Source organism: Phreatobacter sp. AB_2022a (genome assembly GCF_026847585.1).
Lineage (GTDB): Bacteria > Pseudomonadota > Alphaproteobacteria > Rhizobiales > Phreatobacteraceae > Phreatobacter.
Genome location: NZ_JAPSET010000010.1, coordinates 136371 through 152265, shown reverse-complemented (window position 1 = coordinate 152265; position 15895 = coordinate 136371). Strand labels below are relative to the sequence as shown.

12 protein-coding genes are annotated in these 15895 nt (G+C 70.3%); 3 read left to right on the top strand and 9 right to left on the bottom strand.

Annotated features, from left to right (window positions below):
- From OZ671_RS09885 to OZ671_RS09865, 5 genes are all read right to left on the bottom strand, one after another.
- The coding region (locus OZ671_RS09885) for a hypothetical protein (protein ID WP_268860598.1) at positions 1-882 on the bottom strand (882 nt) is incomplete at its 3' end.
- Positions 872-3070 carry an NHLP family bacteriocin export ABC transporter peptidase/permease/ATPase subunit gene (locus OZ671_RS09880; protein ID WP_268860597.1) on the bottom strand — a complete coding sequence of 733 codons (2199 nt, stop codon included), beginning with the start codon at positions 3068-3070 and terminating at the stop codon, positions 872-874. The genes OZ671_RS09880 and OZ671_RS09885, both read right to left, overlap by 11 nt.
- A gap of 12 nt (positions 3071-3082) precedes the next feature.
- Positions 3083-4369, bottom strand: a complete 1287-nt coding sequence (locus OZ671_RS09875; protein WP_268860596.1) for an NHLP bacteriocin system secretion protein — start codon at positions 4367-4369, stop codon at positions 3083-3085.
- 157 nt (positions 4370-4526) lie between these two features.
- Positions 4527-5801, bottom strand: coding sequence for a hydroxymethylglutaryl-CoA reductase, degradative (locus OZ671_RS09870; RefSeq protein WP_268860595.1), 1275 nt, complete (start codon positions 5799-5801; stop codon positions 4527-4529).
- A gap of 119 nt (positions 5802-5920) precedes the next feature.
- Positions 5921-7867 (bottom strand): helix-turn-helix domain-containing protein, encoded by a 1947-nt coding sequence (locus OZ671_RS09865; RefSeq protein WP_268860594.1) that lies wholly within the window; start codon positions 7865-7867, stop codon positions 5921-5923.
- A 357-nt stretch (positions 7868-8224) separates the two neighbouring features.
- On the opposite strand from OZ671_RS09865, the gene OZ671_RS09860 reads away from it, so the two are divergent.
- The 3 genes from OZ671_RS09860 (at position 8225) to OZ671_RS09850 (ending at position 11580) form a co-directional block, all read left to right on the top strand.
- The gene (locus tag OZ671_RS09860; protein ID WP_268860593.1) at positions 8225-9457 is read left to right on the top strand and encodes a CaiB/BaiF CoA transferase family protein; all 1233 of its coding nucleotides are present in this window, start codon (positions 8225-8227) and stop codon (positions 9455-9457) included.
- A 1-nt stretch (position 9458) separates the two neighbouring features.
- Positions 9459-10214 (top strand): enoyl-CoA hydratase/isomerase family protein, encoded by a 756-nt coding sequence (locus OZ671_RS09855; RefSeq protein WP_268860592.1) that lies wholly within the window; start codon positions 9459-9461, stop codon positions 10212-10214.
- 133 nt (positions 10215-10347) lie between these two features.
- Positions 10348-11580, top strand: coding sequence for an ABC transporter substrate-binding protein (locus OZ671_RS09850; RefSeq protein WP_442957065.1), 1233 nt, complete (start codon positions 10348-10350; stop codon positions 11578-11580).
- A gap of 59 nt (positions 11581-11639) precedes the next feature.
- Here the strand turns inward: OZ671_RS09850 and OZ671_RS09845 are convergent, their stop codons facing one another.
- From OZ671_RS09845 to OZ671_RS09830, 4 genes are all read right to left on the bottom strand, one after another.
- The gene (locus OZ671_RS09845; RefSeq protein WP_268860591.1) at positions 11640-12086 is read right to left on the bottom strand and encodes a VOC family protein; all 447 of its coding nucleotides are present in this window, start codon (positions 12084-12086) and stop codon (positions 11640-11642) included.
- Positions 12087-12398: 312 nt separating this feature from the next.
- On the bottom strand, positions 12399-14039 hold the full coding sequence (locus tag OZ671_RS09840; RefSeq protein ID WP_268860590.1) for a dipeptide ABC transporter ATP-binding protein: 1641 nt from the start codon (positions 14037-14039) through the stop codon (positions 12399-12401).
- The gene (locus OZ671_RS09835) at positions 14039-14947 is read right to left on the bottom strand and encodes an ABC transporter permease (RefSeq protein WP_268860589.1); all 909 of its coding nucleotides are present in this window, start codon (positions 14945-14947) and stop codon (positions 14039-14041) included. Before OZ671_RS09835 ends, OZ671_RS09840 begins: the two co-directional genes overlap by 1 nt.
- Complete coding sequence (locus OZ671_RS09830) at positions 14944-15885, bottom strand: ABC transporter permease (RefSeq protein ID WP_268860588.1); 942 nt, start codon at positions 15883-15885, stop codon at positions 14944-14946. The genes OZ671_RS09835 and OZ671_RS09830 overlap by 4 nt, the downstream gene beginning before the upstream one ends.
- Positions 15886-15895: the final 10 nt, after the last annotated feature.

Below are 15895 nucleotides of genomic sequence, written 5' to 3'. Positions count from 1 at the left end.
TCCGGCCGCCTCGGCCACCACCCGCATCATGGCCGGCAGCGGCGGCTCCGGAATGCCGCGGGGGATCGCGGCGAGGGCCGCCTTGCCCGGCACGAGCGCCGACATCGCCGTGGCGAGGGCGGCCGCATCGGCCTCCGCCACACCCGCCACATGGCGCGCGAAGGCCGTCCGCTCGTCGTCGCGCCAGTCCTGCAGGTGCCGGCCGAGCGCGGCATCGAAGGCGGCGAGAGCGGCGGCGAGCGCGCCTTCGCGCGCGAGCGCCAGGGAGGAGAGCAGGTCGACGGTGCTGTCGCTGACCGCGTGGAGCGGCGCCGGACGGGACACGGGCAGGGCGATGGCCGCGCCGCCGGCGGCGCGGCCCCAGACATTGCTCACTTCGCCTGCCCGGCAGCGGCACCACAGGAGCCCGTCCTGCGCCGGCACGGCGAGCATTCCGGCCGCCAGGTCGTGGCGGCCCGGGGCGAGCCGGCGAGAGAAGGGGCGCTCCGCCGCGACGAAGGCCGTTTCCTGACGTTCCACCGATGGGGGCAGGTGGCGCAGCGCGTCGGCGATCAGGCTCACCCATGGATCGGCGAAGGTCGCCAGGATCTCGGGCCGGCGGACGAGGTCGTCGAGCGCGACGGTCTTCAGCACCGCCTCGGCGGTCGGCATCAGGACGAGCCGGACCGTGGGCGCGGCGAGGCCGAAGACGGCATCCCCGGCCGTCAGGGTCGCCACGAAGCGGGCTGTGCCGGCCTGGCCGGTCTCCTCGACGAACAGATCGGCGCGCCCGCTGTCCAGCCGATAGGCGAAACCGGCCGCGCAGACGGTGCGCGCGCCGGGATGTGCGCGATCCAGATCCGCCGCACCGGCGGGGTCCATGTCGATCATGTCATTCGGCACGGACGAGATCCGCGTAGGGGCCGGCGGCGGCGATCAGGCTGTCGTGCGAGCCGCGCTGGACGATGCGCCCGGCGTCGAGGACGATGATTTCGTCGCAGTCGCGGATCGTGCTCAGCCGGTGCGAGACCACGAGCGCCGTGACGCCGCGCCGGCGCAGATTGCGGAAGATGCCGGCCTCCGTGACCGGGTCCAGCGCCGCGCTCGCCTCGTCGAGGATCAGGACGGCCGGATCGGTGGCGAGCGCGCGCGCGAGCTCGATGCGCTGGCGCTGGCCGCCGGAGAAATTGGCGCCGCCCTCAGCGACGGCGCCGCCGTACTGGCCGCGCCGACGCGTGATGTCGTCGTGGATGAGGGCATCGCGCGCGGCGGCGTGGATCCGCACGTCGTCAAGCGCTGGGTCCCACAGCGCGATGTTCTCGCGCACGGTGCCCTCGAACAGCACGACGTCCTGCTGGACGAAGCTCACCGAGCCGGCGAGGACGCGGCGGGGAATGTGGTCGAGATCGATGTCGTCGAAGCGGATCCGTCCGCCGTCAGGCCGGAGCAGGCCGGCGACGAGGCGCGCAAGCGTCGACTTGCCGCTGCCCGAGGTTCCGACCAGGGCCACCCAGCGGCCCGGTTCGATGTCGAGGGCAAGATGTTCGAGGAGCCGGGTCTGGCCGGGATAGGCGAAGCTCAGGTCGCGGATCTCGATGCGTCCGGAAAGGCGGCTTTTGCGGGCCGGCCATTGCGCCGCGGCCTGGCGGTCGTGCCGGAACGTGTCGGCCGGCGCGTGGCGCAGGGTATCCTGGACCCGGTCAAGCTCGCCACGCAGGTCCTGCAAGCCGGCGACAGCGCCGACGAGGGCCTGGACCGGCATGTGGAAAGCCTGCAGCACTGCCAGAAACGCGATCAGCGTGCCGACCGTCATATCCCCGTCCATGACCTTCAGGGCGCCCCAGCCGAGCAGGACGGCATAGGACAGGCTCTTGATCACCGAGGGCGTGAGGGTGAGGACAAGCGTCGAGCGTTCGAGGTTCTGCAGCGCGTTGAGAAGCTGCGCCTGGGCGCCCATCAGCCGCGCGAAGAACTCGTTCTCCGCGCCGGAAGCCTTGATCGTCTCGATCGACTGGATGCCGCCGAGCGCGACGCTCGCCATGCGCGAGCGCTGCACCGTGACGCGCCTCAGCCCGTCGACGCGAAGGCCGGTGATGGCATAGATGGCGACGATGTCGATCGCGGCGAAGGCGATGCAGGCCAAGGCCATCGGCAGGTCGTACATCATCATGATCGCGGCGCTGGTCAGCGCGCCCATCAGGCTGAAGATCGCCGACGAGAGGGAGACGATGGCACTGTGCGACAGCCGCCGCGCCGCCTCCATGCGGGAGGTGACGTCGCCGACATGGCGCTGGACGAAAAAGCCGATCGGCAGCCGCAGCATGTGCGCCATCAGGCCGATCGCCGCCTCGGTGCCGCGCCGGCGCTGCAGCCGCGCCAGGACCAGCCCGTGCAGCAGCGACAGGAGGAAGGACAGCAGGGCGGCGGCCGCGAGGCCGACGAGCAGGGGACGCAGCCAGCTCGTCGCATGCTGCACCAGAATGTTGTCGGCGAAGATCTTGCTCGCCGCAGGCACGAAGATCGGCGGCAGCAGATTGCACAGCGCGATGATGGCGAGGAAGCTCAAGGCCGCGCGCGTCTGCGGACCGCGGGGCAGGAGGGCGCGGATCAGGCTCGGCCGCCGGCCGCCGGGCTGGAACGCTTCCGTCGGCTCGAAGGTCAGGAGGACGCCGGTGAAGGCGGCGTCGAACTCGGCCGCGTCGACGGTGCGCCGGCCATAGGCGGGGTCGTTGATCCGGACGCGGCCGCGGCTGACGCCCTCGATGACGACGAAATGGTTCAGCTCCCAGAAGGCGATGGCCGGGAAGCGGTGCTCGGCGAGCGCCGCCGGCTCCACGCGCCAGCCGGACGCCTTCATGCCGAAGCTGCGTGCGGCGCGCAGCAGGGCGGCGGCCGAGGTTCCGTCGCGCGAGACCTTGCAGGCGTCCCTCAGCGTCTCCAGCGGCAGCCAGAGGCCGTGATAGGCCAGGATCATGCCGAGCGCCGCGGCGCCGCATTCGACCGCCTCCATCTGGAGGATGGTCGGCACGCGCCGGCGGCGGATGGATCGCGGCAGGGGGGCGAGGGGAACCGCGCTGGCCTGGTCGGACATGGCCGCCGGCTCCTAGAGGCCGGTCCAGCGTCGCAGCGCCGGAATGACCAGGGTGATCGGCGGGGCGCGGCGGACCGTGACATTGGCGCTCAGCAACAGGCCGCTGCTGAGCGCGACCTCCCGGCCGCGGCGCGAGGACCACGCGTAGTGCTCGGGATTGTCGGGCGCGACATCGAGGGTCGCGCGCACCTCGAACGGCGCGCCGTTGCGGGCCATCAGCTTGGCGAGCTCCGGATTGCCCAGGCGCTCGGCGATCTCCGCCTGGCCTTCGGGCTGGGGCGAGACCGACACGACCTTGCCGTGGATCATGCCATATTCCTCGCGCGGCGCGGTGGTCGGCGACAGGCGCACATCCATGCCGGGCACGACACGCTTGCCGAGGTCGCTCGGCACGAAGAACAGCGCCTCCAGGCGGCTGCCGCCGGTCTCCAGGGTCATGATGCGCTGGCCGGCCGCCACCAGCGCATTCATGGTCACGGGAACCAGCGCGACGACGCCGTCCTGCGGCGCGCGGATCTCGTTCGCCAGCGTGCGGGCGAGGCGGGCCTGCTCGAGCTGCCCCTTCAGGTCGAGCATCTGCCGGTGATTGGCTTCGAGCTCCTGGTCGCGATGACCGCCGAGCGCGAGCAGCGCGCCGTCCAGGGCGGCAAGCTCGGCCTGGGTGTGGGACAGCGACGAACGCGCGCTGAATAGCCGCTCGCGCGCCTCCTGGACGCGGTCGGTGGTGCCGGCGCCGCGCGAGAACAGCAGCTCGCGGTTCATGAGGGAGGCTTCGGCTTCGGTGATCCTGCGCCGGGTCAGCTCGATCGCTTCTTCCAGTTCCTCGCGCCGGCGCTGCTGGGTATGCGTTTCCGCGGCCACCCGCCGTTCATAGCGCTCGCCGATGGCGTCCCGCTGGTCCTCGATCTGCGAGATGCGGCGCTCCAGGTCGGCAATGCGCGCGTCCTCCTCCGGGGTGGTGAGGGAGGCGACGAGCTGGCTGCTGCGGACCTGCTGGCCGGCGGGGGCTAGGCCATCGATCCAGCCGGCCTTCGGGGCATTGATGCCGATGAAGACGCCGCCGCTGCGCACCAGGATGCCGGGGCCTTCCACCGTCTCGCGGTAGCGCGCGAGGCAGGCCCAGGCGACGACGGCGATGCAGAGTGCCAGGCACAGGAGGCCGGCGAGCCATTCCATGCGCCCGACGACCCGCAGCGGGACCTGGAAATCCTCGGGACGGTCGAGCTGCTGCAGGGCCTGCGGGCGGAACAGGCCCGCATGCCCTTGCTGCGTTGCTGGAGATGAAGGAACCTCTGGCATCCGCAGCGATCCTGACTTCGGCTATCGTGTTCGAAATAGCCGACCCAAGGTTGACTATTTGCAAACAGCGACTGCCGGTAGCATCGGGCCGGCGCGGCCGGTCGCCCCGGCTGCCACGCCGGGGCGCCGTGTCGTCCGATGGCGACGGACGCCCGCCTCAGGACCGGCCGGCCCTGATCTCCGCCAGGATGGCCTCGGCCCGGTCGAGCCGGACATGGCCGCCGGTCTTCAGCCGTTCCACGACGGCCTCGATCTCGTCGCCTTCGGCGCCCGCCGCCGCGGCGACGTTGCGGGCGTGCAGCGACATGTGGCCTTTCTGAATTCCCTCGGCCGCGAGCGCCCTGAGCGCGCCGACGTTCTGCGCCAGGCCGACCGCCGCGATGACCTGCGCGAGTTCCCGGGCCGAGGCGACGCCGAGCAGCCTGACCGCGGCGCGGGCGGCGGGATGGGTCTTGGTCGCGCCGCCGACCAGGCCGACGGCCATCGGGACCTCCAGCGTGCCGACCAGATGACCGTCCGCATTGGCTTCGAAATGCGACAGCGACGTATAGCGGCCGCCGGCAGCGGCATGGGAATGCGCTCCCGCCTCGACCGCCCGGGTGTCGTTGCCGGTCGCCAGGACGACCGCGGTGATGCCGTTCATGATGCCCTTGTTGTGGGTCGCCGCGCGGTAGGGATCGGCGGCCGCGAACCGGAAGGCGTCGACGATGCCGGCGACCACGTCGGCGCCGCCGAGGGCGTCGCGGTCGAACACGGCGCGCACGCGTGCCAGCCGCCGGTCGGCCTTGTTGGTCAGGATCCGCAGCCGGACGCGCCCGCCGGCAATGGCCGCGACGCGCGGCGCGATCGCCTCCGCCATGGTGTTGACGGCATTCGCGCCCATCGCGTCGCGCACGTCCACATGCAGGTGCAGGACCACGTAGACCGCCTCGCTCGCCTCGACGATGCGGACCTCGATGCTCCGCGCGCCGCCGCCGAGCTTCACCAGCAGAGGATCCTGGTCATTGGCGAGGGCGAGGAGTTCGGCTTCGGCCTCGTAGAGGCGCATGCGCGCGCCGCGCGGATCCGGGGCGCCGACCACCTGAACCTGCGACACCATGATGGGCAGGTCGGTCGAGGTATGAAAGCCGCCGTGGAGCCGCGCCACCGAGGCCATGTTGCTCGCCGCAGCGACGACGGAAGGCTCCTCGGTCGCCATCGGGATCAGGTAGTCGCGGCCATCGATCGTGAAGTTCGCGGCAATGCCGACCGGGATCGACAACGTGCCCACCACGTTCTCGATCATCCGGTCGGCCGTGGCCAGCATGTCCGGATCCGGCGGAACGAGGCTCGATAGATCGGTGTCCGCGAGCCCGGCGGCGCGGCTGGCGCTCCGCAGGCGATCGCCGGGAGAGAGCTTGTAGAAGCCGGGAAGGCGACTGTTGACGGGCATGGGCGACGGGCTCCTGCGCTCTGCTGCGATGATGAGCGTTAGACCCGCATTGATCCGCCTTCCTCAATGGCGGGAGCCCATACAGGACCGGCGCCGGACAGTGCCTGTTCCACACAATGTCAGCGCGGCAGCCGCTCGCTCAGCCGATGCAACCGCAGCGCCATGTGGAGCTCCAGCCCACGCTCGGCCTCGCTCCAGTCGGGGCACAGCGCGCCGATCGAATCCAGGCGCTGCCGCATCGTATTGACGTGAATTCCGAGCATGTCCGCGGCCCGCTGGAGGCTGCGGCCGGTCTCGAAATAGGCGTAGAGGGTCGGCGCCAGCTGGGCCTTGCGGCGGCGGTCGTGATCCAGCAGCGCACCGACCGTCTGCGCGATGAATGCACGCGCGGCCTCCTCGCCCTGGCCGTCGAACAGCAGGCCATAGAGCGAGAGCGTCTTTTCCGGAACGATCCTGCCGCTCTGGCCGAGATTGCGCAGCAAGGCGAGACCGCGCCTGAGCTTCCTGTATTCGGCCGCCGCCGCGGCGACGTCCGATACCGGCTGAGAGACCACGATGTTGCAGGGCTGGCGACCGCACTCCTCGAGCGCCGTCGCGATCCTGCGGGCCAGCGCCATCCAGTCGTCGCCGGAGGTCACCACGGCGAGGTCGCCGTTGAAGGCCGCGCCGATGGCGTGGCGTCCCGACGCCGCGGCGCGGACGGCTTGCGGCAGATGCGCGGCAAAGCCGTCTTCGCAGCCGACCAGCAGGATCGTCGCGGGCCAGGACAGCGAGACGCCCATCGGCAAGGCGTTGGAACTCTCCGCGCGGAACGGGTCCGAGCTTCCCCGCAGCAGAGCCGAGACGATGTCGGCGACGTTGCGATAGGTCGCTTCCGCCACCCGTTCCAGGGACAGGAGAACGATGCCGCTGACGAGCGCGGCCCGCTCCAGGGTCCGGATCTCGGACGAGGACATCGGTTTCGACCGCGCGAAGACCAGCGCGCCCAGCCGCACGACCCCGCTCGTGACGGCCGCCACCGTGACGGTCTGTGGCGATGCCGCCTCGAACTGCACGGCGCGGCCGAGCCGGACGCTTTCCCGGATGGCGGATGCCAGGCCATGGTCCGGGATGGAGGGGGGCAGAGCGCCGGCGATCGCGATCTGGCGCTCGTCGAGAACGACCGCGTCGCCGCCGAGCAGCGTCGCCACGCGGCTCCTGAGGTCCTCCAGCGATCCGCCGCGGACGATCAGCTCGGTCAGCCGCTCGTGCGCGACGGCGGCGCTCTCGATGTCGTCGGCCTTGGCGCGCAGGGCCACATTCGCTTCCCGCGCCATGCTCAGCGCGCGCTGCGCCTCCTCCAGAAGCCGTGCGTTTTCGATCGCCAGCGCGGCGAAAGTGCCGAGCGACTGCAGGATCGAGATCTCCTGCGGATTGTAGGTGCGCTCGTAGCGGTCGGCGACGAACAGGACGCCGATGATATGCGCTTCGAGCTCGAGCGGAATGCCGAGGATGGAGACCACGCCCTCGGACAGGATCGCCGTGTCGATCTCCGGATCGTGGTGAAAGCCCTTGTCGGAGCGGTACTGGCTCGACTGCCAGGGCCGGCGCGTGCGGGCGACGCTGCCGCAGATGCCGACGTCGCGCGGCACGACGATGCTCGCGAAGGCTTCCGATACCACGCCTTCGGTGGCCCGGACGTGGAAAGGGCTGCGATCGTCGGGGGCGGCCGAGAGATAGGCGATGTCGCTGCCGGCGAGCTGCCGCGCCCGGCGGATGATCGCCTGCAGCACCTGGTCGGTGTCGCGCACGGCCGAGAGGTCGCGCGCCGTTTCGTTGAGCGCGATCAGCTCGCGCTCGCGCTTCAGCTTGTGCTCGACGCTTTCGCGCAGCCGGATCGCACGGGCGAGATCGGCTTCCAGCCGGCCTTCGAGCTCCGGTCCGAAGGTGCGGATTTGCGCGCCGAGATCGTCGAAAGCCGAAGGCGCCGCCCCCTGGTCGAGCAGCTTCAGCAGGCGGGCATAGAATGCCGTGACCTGGTCCAGCGCGGTCTCGGCCGAGGTTAATTCCGGTGCCTGCTGGTCCACACGCATCGCTCCATGCCGTGGCGGTTTGAACGAGCCTGACAGCTAGCCTAATCCGGCCTGTCCAGATCATGGATGATAAACACATTCAGGCCAGCCCGATATGGATCAAATATCCATTACGTGCTGGATACGCTGCGGGCAAATGTGACGTGGAACCACGGTGGACGACATGACGAGGCAGCGCGGGCGGGCGTGCGGACGGTTTCGGGCCGGGCTCGCTGCCCGACCGGCAACCGTCCGGCCGCTGGTGGTCGGGACGCTCGGGACGCTCGGGACGCTCGGGACGGGCGCGGCACGGCCGCCCATGGCCCCGTGAACGGGCCGCAATTGGGAAGAGGAAACACGATGTCAGATTCCATGACGCAGGACGCGGATGCGCGCGAGGCAACACGACCGCTCGCCGGCGTCGTCGTGCTCGACATCACCCGCGTCGTCGCGGGGCCGTTCTGCTCGATGCTGCTCGCCGATCTTGGCGCCACCGTCATCAAGGTCGAGCATCCCGACGATCCCGACTATGCGCGCACCTTCCCGCCGATGGTTGCGGAAGGCGACGCGGCGGGGGAAAGCGCCTTCTTCTCCCAGTTCAACCGCAACAAGCGCGGCATCACCGTGAACCTGAAATCGGCGGACGGAAAGGCGCTGCTGAAGCAGCTCGTCGCCAAGGCCGACATCCTGGTCGAGAATTTCCGCCCGGGCACCATGGACAAGCTCGGGCTCGGCTACGACGTGCTGCGGCTCTGCAATCCCCGCCTGGTCTATACCGCCATCAGCGGCTTCGGCCGCACCGGTCCGAATTCCTCGCGTCCGGCCTTCGACAATACGGGCCAGGCGGTCGGCGGCCTGTGGTCGATGAACGGCTATCCCGACCGCCCGCCGGTGCGGGTCGGCACGATCATCGGCGATCTCGCCGCCTCGCTTTATGCCGCGATCGGGACGCTGGCCGCCCTGCGCGTCGCCGAACGCACGGGCGAAGGCCAGGTGGTCGACGTCTCGCAGCAGGATTCGATCCTGACACTCACGGAGAACGCCGTCGTCCGCTACACCACCAAGGGCGAGGTGGCCGGCCCGCTGGGCAACGATCACCCCTTCGTCCGGCCCTATGGCCAGTTCGCCTGCAAGGACGGCTACGTCTTCTTCGGCGGCTATACCGACAAGTTCTGGCGGCTGACCTGCGACATGTTCGGCGAACCGCATCAGGCCGACGACCCCGAGATCGACACGATGGAGAAACGTTTCGACCCGGACGTGGCCGAGCGCAAGGTCAAGCCGCTGCTGGAGCGCTGGTTCGGCGCCTATGGCAAGGCCGAGCTCGAGGCGATGGCCGGCGACCGGATACCGCTGAGCGCCATCAGGACGATCGCCGAGGTCGTCGAGGATCCACATGTCGCGGCGCGCAAGATGATCGTCGAGATCCCCGTGGCGGGCGAGAGCGTCAGGATGTTCGGGTCGCCGATCAAGCTGTCGCGGACCGGCGAGATCCCGCTGGGCAAGGCGCCCATGCCCGGGGAACACACCCGGGCGGTGCTCATGGAACTGCTCAGGCTCGACGACGCGGAGATCCAGCGTCTCCTGAACAGCGGAGCGGTGTGAGATGGCGATAGACGTCGAGCGGGACGGGGCGGTCGCGACGATCCGCATCGCGCGCCCGGACAAGCTGAACGCGCTGTCGCTGGCCATGTACGAGGATCTGGGACGCGCCTTTGCCGAGGCGGCGCAGGATGACGGGATCCGCTCGATCGTCCTCGCCGGGGCGGGGGAGCGGGCCTTCTGCGTCGGCGCGGATCTGACCGAATCGATCCCGGCGCTGGCGAGCGACCGGTTCGACATCAGCGCCTGGGACCCGGCCCATCTGAAGAACGTGCCGCTCTACAAGCCGATCGTCTCGGCGATCCGCGGGCTCTGCATCGGCGGCGGCTTCGAGATCATGCTGGCGACCGACATTCGCATCGCTGCGAGCGACGCGGTGTTCCAGCTGCCGGAGCCGATCCACGGTTTCGTGCCGGCCGGCGGCACGCTGGTCCGCCTCGTCCGCCAGATCGGGCATGCCCATGCGATGGAGATCCTGCTGACCGGGCAGCGCTTCTCGAGCGCCGACATGCTGGCGCGCGGCGTCGTCAACCGCATCCTGCCGGCGGCGGAGGTCGAGCCGGCCGCGAAGGATCTGGCGGCGCGCATCGCGGCGCTCAGCCCGACCGCCATCCAGACGATCAAGCAGGCCGTGCTGACGCTCCAGGACCTGCCGCTCCGCGAGGCTTTCGCGGCCGAGGCCGAGCTCGGGCAGCGCACCTTCACCAGCGACGATGCACGGCGCGGCCTTGCCGCCTTCGCGGCGCGCAGCAAGGGCTGAGGCGCGCAACCTGTCAGAAATCCACATCCCCGCGACGGCACGGTGTCGGACTTGGACGTTGAGCAGGCCGGCATCCGACCGGAGACTGGCGAGAATGCCGGTCGGGCCGGCCAACAAAGTCTCGGGGAGTGACATGACGCGCTTGAGCAGGAGATCCTTCGGCCTCGCCGCGGCCGGAGCCATGACCGCCGCGCCATTCGTGGCGAGAGCCCAGTCGCCTGCCCTATCGGACGATGTCGTCCGCATCGGCGTGATCGAGGACATGTCCGGCGTCTATGCCGACATCACCGGCATCGGCGCCGTGACGGCCGCCCAGATGGCGATCGACGAGGTCGGCGGCAAGGTGCTCGGCAAGCCCGTCGAGCTGGTCCATGCCGATCACCAGAACAAGCCCGACATCGCGGCGGCGATCGCGCGCAAATGGTTCGACGAAGGCAAGGTCGATGCGATCCTCGACGTCGCGTCTTCGTCGCCGGCTCTGGCGGTGCTCGAGATCGCGAAGGAGAAGGGGAAGATCATCACCCTCTCGTCGCCCGGCTCGACGCGGATCACCAACGAGAATTGCGGGCCCTTCGTCGTGCACTGGGCCTATGACACCTACGCCATCGCGCAGAGCACGGCCCAGGCGCTGGCCCGCCAAGGGTTCGATTCCTGGTATTTCGTCACGGCCGACTATGCCTTCGGCCACGGGCTGCAGGAACAGGCGAGCCGGGTCGTCACGGAGAACAAGGGGCGCGTGCTCGGCAGCGTCCGGCTGCCGGTCGGCACGGCGGACTTCGCCTCCGCCCTGCTGATGGCCCAGTCCTCCGGCGCGAAGGTCGTCGCCCTGGCGAATGCCGGCAACGACACCATCAACTCGATCAAGCAGGCCGCGCAGTTCGGCCTGACCCAGGGCGGCCAGAAGCTCGCGACGCTCGGCGGCTTCATCAACGACGTCCACGGCCTCGGCCTTGCCGAAGCGCAGGGGCTGACCGTGACCGAAGCGTCCTACTGGGACACGAACGAGGAGACGCGCGCCTGGTCGAAGACCTTCTTCGACAAGGTCAAGGCCATGCCCAACATGCTGCAGACGGGCACGTACTCCTCGGTGCGGCACTATCTGAAGGCCGTCGCGGCGGCGAAGACCGACGCGTCCGCCGCGGTGATGGATGCGATGCGCGCGAGCACCGTCGACGACATCTTCTATCGCGGCGGCAGGATCCGGCCGGACGGGCGCATGGTGCACGCCATGAACCTCTACGAGGTCAAGAAGCCGGCGGAATCGAAGGCGCCGTGGGACTACTACAAGCTCCTCGCAACGACGCCCGGCGATCAGGCCTTCCGGCCGATCGAAGCCTCGACCTGCGCCCTGGTGAACCGGCGCTAGGTCGGCCTCCGCGGCACGGCCGGGCGGCGGGCATGCGGCCCGCCGGCCGGCCGGAGAGCTCAGCCCTGGGTGGGCTTCCAGCCGGCCGCCGGGATGGTGTTGACCATCCAGGGAACGCCGAACTTGTCGACCAGCGAGCCGAAGCCGGGCGACCAGAAGGTCTCGTTGAAGGCCATCACCGCCTTGCCACCGTCGGCGAGCTGGTCGAACCAGCGCTGTGCCTGGGCCTTGTCCTGCGTATGCAGGGTAACGTCGAAGCCGTTCTTCGGCTTGCCGATATTGGGCGCCCAGTCGACGTCCATGTCCGCGCCCATCAGCGCCTGGTCGCCGACCTCCAGCCAGCAGTGCATCAGCCAGGTCTTGTATTTCTCGTCGGTGATCGGCATGCCCGGAGGCGCGTCGGAATAGGGGATGGCGGCGGTGATCTTGCCGCCGAGAACCTTGGCGTAGAACTCGAACGCCTCGCGGCACTGGCCCTGGAAGCTGAGGCTCGTCACGATTTTCATGGCCGTTTCCCTTCTGATCGGAGTTCTGCTGCGTCGCATCGGCCCGAGCGGCCAGAACGCGCCGGGGCGGCGCCATTCCGGTCATCGGAGGATGTGTCCGGACTGAGCGCCGTGCCTGCGGCGCGGGAGCCGGACCACATCGCCATCCTGCCCGCCAATATTGACGAGAGCATGTACGTTGATATCAACGTAATGGCGGCCCGAGTGTCAACCCTGCGTGCCCGTGCGTCGACCGTGCCGCAAGCGCGCGCCGCAGGCCGATCCCGCCGATATCTGCGGCTACAGCCGCGGTCCGGCCGGGCCGGCCGGGGATCACGCTGCCGGGGCGGGAGTGGCGGCGGGCTCCGCGCTGCGCTGAGCTGCGGGGGCCCGGCCGATCGGGCCGGGCATCGCCGCCATCAGCTTCTGCGTATAGGGCGCGCGCGGTGCCGCGACGATGGCGGCGGCCGGGCCGTCTTCGACGATCCGGCCGCCATGCATCACGGCGATCCGGTCCGAAACCCAGCGCACGATCTCGATGTCGTGACCGACGAACATCATCGCGAAGCCGCGCCGGGCCTGGAGCGCCTTCAGCATGGCGACGACCTGCATCTGGACCGTCGCATCGAGCGCGGAGACGATCTCGTCGCAGATGAGCAGCTCCGGTTCCGAGAGGAGCGCACGGGCGATGCAGACGCGCTGGCGCTGGCCGCCGGACAATTGATGGGGATAGCGCGCGAGATGTTCGCCGCCGAGCCCGACATCGACGAGCGCCGCTTCGATCCGCGCGCGGTCGTCGCCGCCGGAGAGGCCAAGCAGATGCAGCGGCTCGCGCATGGCGGCTTCCACGGAGAGCCTGGGATTGAGGGCGCCGTAGGGATTCTGGAAAATGATCTGGCAGCGGCGGCGCAGCGCGCGGTCGAGCCGACCCGTCCCGGCGATCGGCACGCCGAACAGGACGACCTCGCCGGCGCCGGGGCGGAGGAGGCCGGTGGCCGCCCGGGCGAGCGTCGATTTGCCCGAGCCCGACTCGCCGAGAATGCCCAGCGTTTCGCCGGCTGCGATCGCGAGCGAGACGCCGTCGAGCGACCGGAACGGCCGGCCGAACAGGCGCCGCGCCGGATAGTCGTGGACGAGGCCGTCGATCCGCAGCACCGGTCCGGCCGTCGGCGGGCGCTGGCGGGCGGGCGGCGGCGCCGCCAGCATCCGGCGGGTCGCCACGAGCTGGCGCGTATAGGCTTCGCGCGGCTGGTCGAGCACGGTGGCGGCCGGCCCGTCCTCCACCATCCGGCCGGCCTGCATGACGACGACGCGGTGTGCGAGCGCTGCCGCCGCCGCCAGGTCGTGGGTGATGAACAGGAGGGCGCTGCCGAGTTTCTGCTGGAGGCTCTTCAGGAGCCTGAGGATCTCGGCCTGGACGGTGGCGTCGAGCGCGCTCGTCGGCTCGTCGGCGATCAAGAGGCGCGGTTCAGCGGCCAACGCCATGGCCAGCATGACGCGCTGCTGCTGTCCGCCGGACAGCTCGTGCGGATAGCGCCGCGCCATGGCCGCGGGATCGGCGAGCTCGACCAGAGCCAGCAGCTCCAGGATCCGCGCGTGGCGCTGCCGGCGACCGCCGGCGCCGAGCCGCTGCAGGGCCTCGTCGACCTGCCCGGCGATGGTCATGAAGGGATTGAGGCAGCTCATCGGGTCCTGGAAGACCATGCTCATGGCGCGCCCGCGCAGCGGCCGCATCGCCGCGTCGTCCCCGGGGCTCATGAGCCTGCCCTCGAAGCTGAGGCGCGAGCGTGCGGCCATGCGTGCGCCCGGCGGCAGCAGCCCCATGATCGCGGCGGCGGTCATGGACTTGCCGGAGCCGGATTCGCCGATCAGCGCCACGGTTTCGCCGGCAGCGACCGACAGCGAGAGGCCTTGCACCACGGGCCGGCCGGCAATGGCGATGTCAAGGTCGACGATGTCGAGGAGCGGTCGCATCAGGCAAGCCTCGGGTCGATCAGGCGGTGCAGCATGTCGACGATCGTGTTGATGGCGACGAGCGCGACGGCGATCAGCGTGACGGCGGCGAGGATGATCGGGTAGTCGCGGCCGTGGATGGCGTTCAGCGTCAGGCTGCCGAGCCCCGGCAGGGCGAACAGGATTTCCATGGTGAGCGAGCCGGCGACGAGGCCGCCCAGCACCAGGCCCGAGAGCGCCAGAACCACCGGCATGGCGGACGGCAGCACATGGGCGAAGGCGATGCGCCAGGGCGAGAGGCCCTTGGCCCGGGCGGTGCGGACGTGCGGCAGCGCCACGGCCTCACGCAGCTCCTCGCGCAGCGACTTGACGACCTGGCCGGCATTGTCGAGGCCGATCACCAGGACCGGCACCAGCAGCCCGCCGATGACCGGCAGCCAGCCGAGCCAGATCGAAAAGACGAGGATGGCCAGGACGCCGGCGCAGAAGGTCGGAACGGCGATCGACCAGGTGTTGACGCCATCGATCGCGGCATCGAGCCAGCGCGCGGGCCAGGCGGTCGCCGCAGTCGCGAGCAGGAGCGCGAGCGCCACCCCGAAGCAGAAGCTGAGCGCGGCAAGCCAAGCCGTGACCGGAAGCGCGGTCGCGAGCATCTCGCCAACGGGACGATCAAAGCGGATCGAACGGCCGAAATCGCCGGCCGCCGCCCGGCTGATCCAGGTCGCGAACTGCGCTGGCAGGGGCTGGTCGAGCCCGAGGCTGTGGCGCATCTCGGCCTGCTGCTCGGCCGTCAATCCGCCCTCGAGGCCGAGCACGTCGACGACGTCGCCCGGCATCACCCGGCAGAGAAAGAAGGTCAGCATCACGATGAAGGCGGCCTGGGCAAGGCCCCTGAGGAGGCTGGCGAGGACGGCGAAGGTGCGCCTCATGACGATCTCCTCTCAGGCCGTGAGCCGCGGCGGCCGGCACCGGCCGGTTCCGCATCGTCGATCGCGGCGGGGCCGCGCGTTTCGTCGCGGACCGGATCGAGGCGCCGCCGCAGATGAGTGCCGATGACAGACAGGCTCAACGTCAGCAGGACCAGCGCGACGAGCGGCGCGAGGATGGCGTGGGGCGCGCGTTCGACGAAGCGGCTTGCATCGGCGATCATCCGGCCCCAGGTCGGCGCGTCGGGCGACGAGCCGATGCCGAGGAAGCTGAGCACCGATTCCGTGACGATGCAGCGTGGCAGGATGATCGCCGCCTGGGTGACCAGCGCGCCGGCGATGTTGGGCAGGATGTGCCGCCGGAGGATGTGCAGCCGGCCGCCGGAGAAGCTCGTCGCTGCCTGGACGTAGTCGCGGGCCGCCTCGCGCAGATAGGTCGCGCGCGTCACATAGGCGACGAGCGGCGTGAACGAAATGCCGAGCGCCAGGACCAGCGGACCCGGGCCGCTGCCGAGGCCGACGATCAGCAGCAGCGCGAGCAGGGTGCCGGGAAGGGCGCGCACGAGGTCGATCGCCGCGAACAGGACCATGGCCGGCCAGCGCCCGAAGGCGAGCGCCAGGAGGCCGAGCCCCGCGCCGATGGCGAAGGCGATCGCCGTGCCGGCGACCGAAATGCCGAGTGTCGCGCGTGCGCCGTGGAGCAGACGGGCGAAGACGTCGCGGCCGAGATGGTCGGTGCCGAGCGGAAAATCCACGCTCGGGCCCTTGTTGATCGCCAGCAGGTCCTGGTCGAGCGGCGAGGTTCCGGTCAGCCAGGGCGCGGCGAGGCCGGCCAGAACCGCCAGCGCCACGACGGCGCCCGCGAGGACGAGACCGGCCGGCCAGCGGCGGTGCGGCATCGATCGTGGAAAGCCTGCCGCGGCTGAAACCGGGATGGCCATGGCCGCCGTC

Bases quoted from the DNA above. Each gene is read 5' to 3' on its own strand.
- OZ671_RS09880 (WP_268860597.1), bottom strand. From the start codon at position 3,070: ATGTCCGACCAGGCCAGCGCGGTTCCCCTCGCCCCCCTGCCGCGATCC.
- OZ671_RS09875 (WP_268860596.1), bottom strand. From the start codon at position 4,369: ATGCCAGAGGTTCCTTCATCTCCAGCAACGCAGCAAGGGCATGCGGGC.
- OZ671_RS09870 (WP_268860595.1), bottom strand. From the start codon at position 5,801: ATGCCCGTCAACAGTCGCCTTCCCGGCTTCTACAAGCTCTCTCCCGGC.
- OZ671_RS09860 (WP_268860593.1), top strand. From the start codon at position 8,225: ATGACGCAGGACGCGGATGCGCGCGAGGCAACACGACCGCTCGCCGGC.
- OZ671_RS09855 (WP_268860592.1), top strand. From the start codon at position 9,459: ATGGCGATAGACGTCGAGCGGGACGGGGCGGTCGCGACGATCCGCATC.
- OZ671_RS09850 (WP_442957065.1), top strand. From the start codon at position 10,348: ATGACGCGCTTGAGCAGGAGATCCTTCGGCCTCGCCGCGGCCGGAGCC.
- OZ671_RS09845 (WP_268860591.1), bottom strand. From the start codon at position 12,086: ATGAAAATCGTGACGAGCCTCAGCTTCCAGGGCCAGTGCCGCGAGGCG.
- OZ671_RS09840 (WP_268860590.1), bottom strand. From the start codon at position 14,039: ATGCGACCGCTCCTCGACATCGTCGACCTTGACATCGCCATTGCCGGC.
- OZ671_RS09835 (WP_268860589.1), bottom strand. From the start codon at position 14,947: ATGAGGCGCACCTTCGCCGTCCTCGCCAGCCTCCTCAGGGGCCTTGCC.
- OZ671_RS09830 (WP_268860588.1), bottom strand. From the start codon at position 15,885: ATGGCCATCCCGGTTTCAGCCGCGGCAGGCTTTCCACGATCGATGCCG.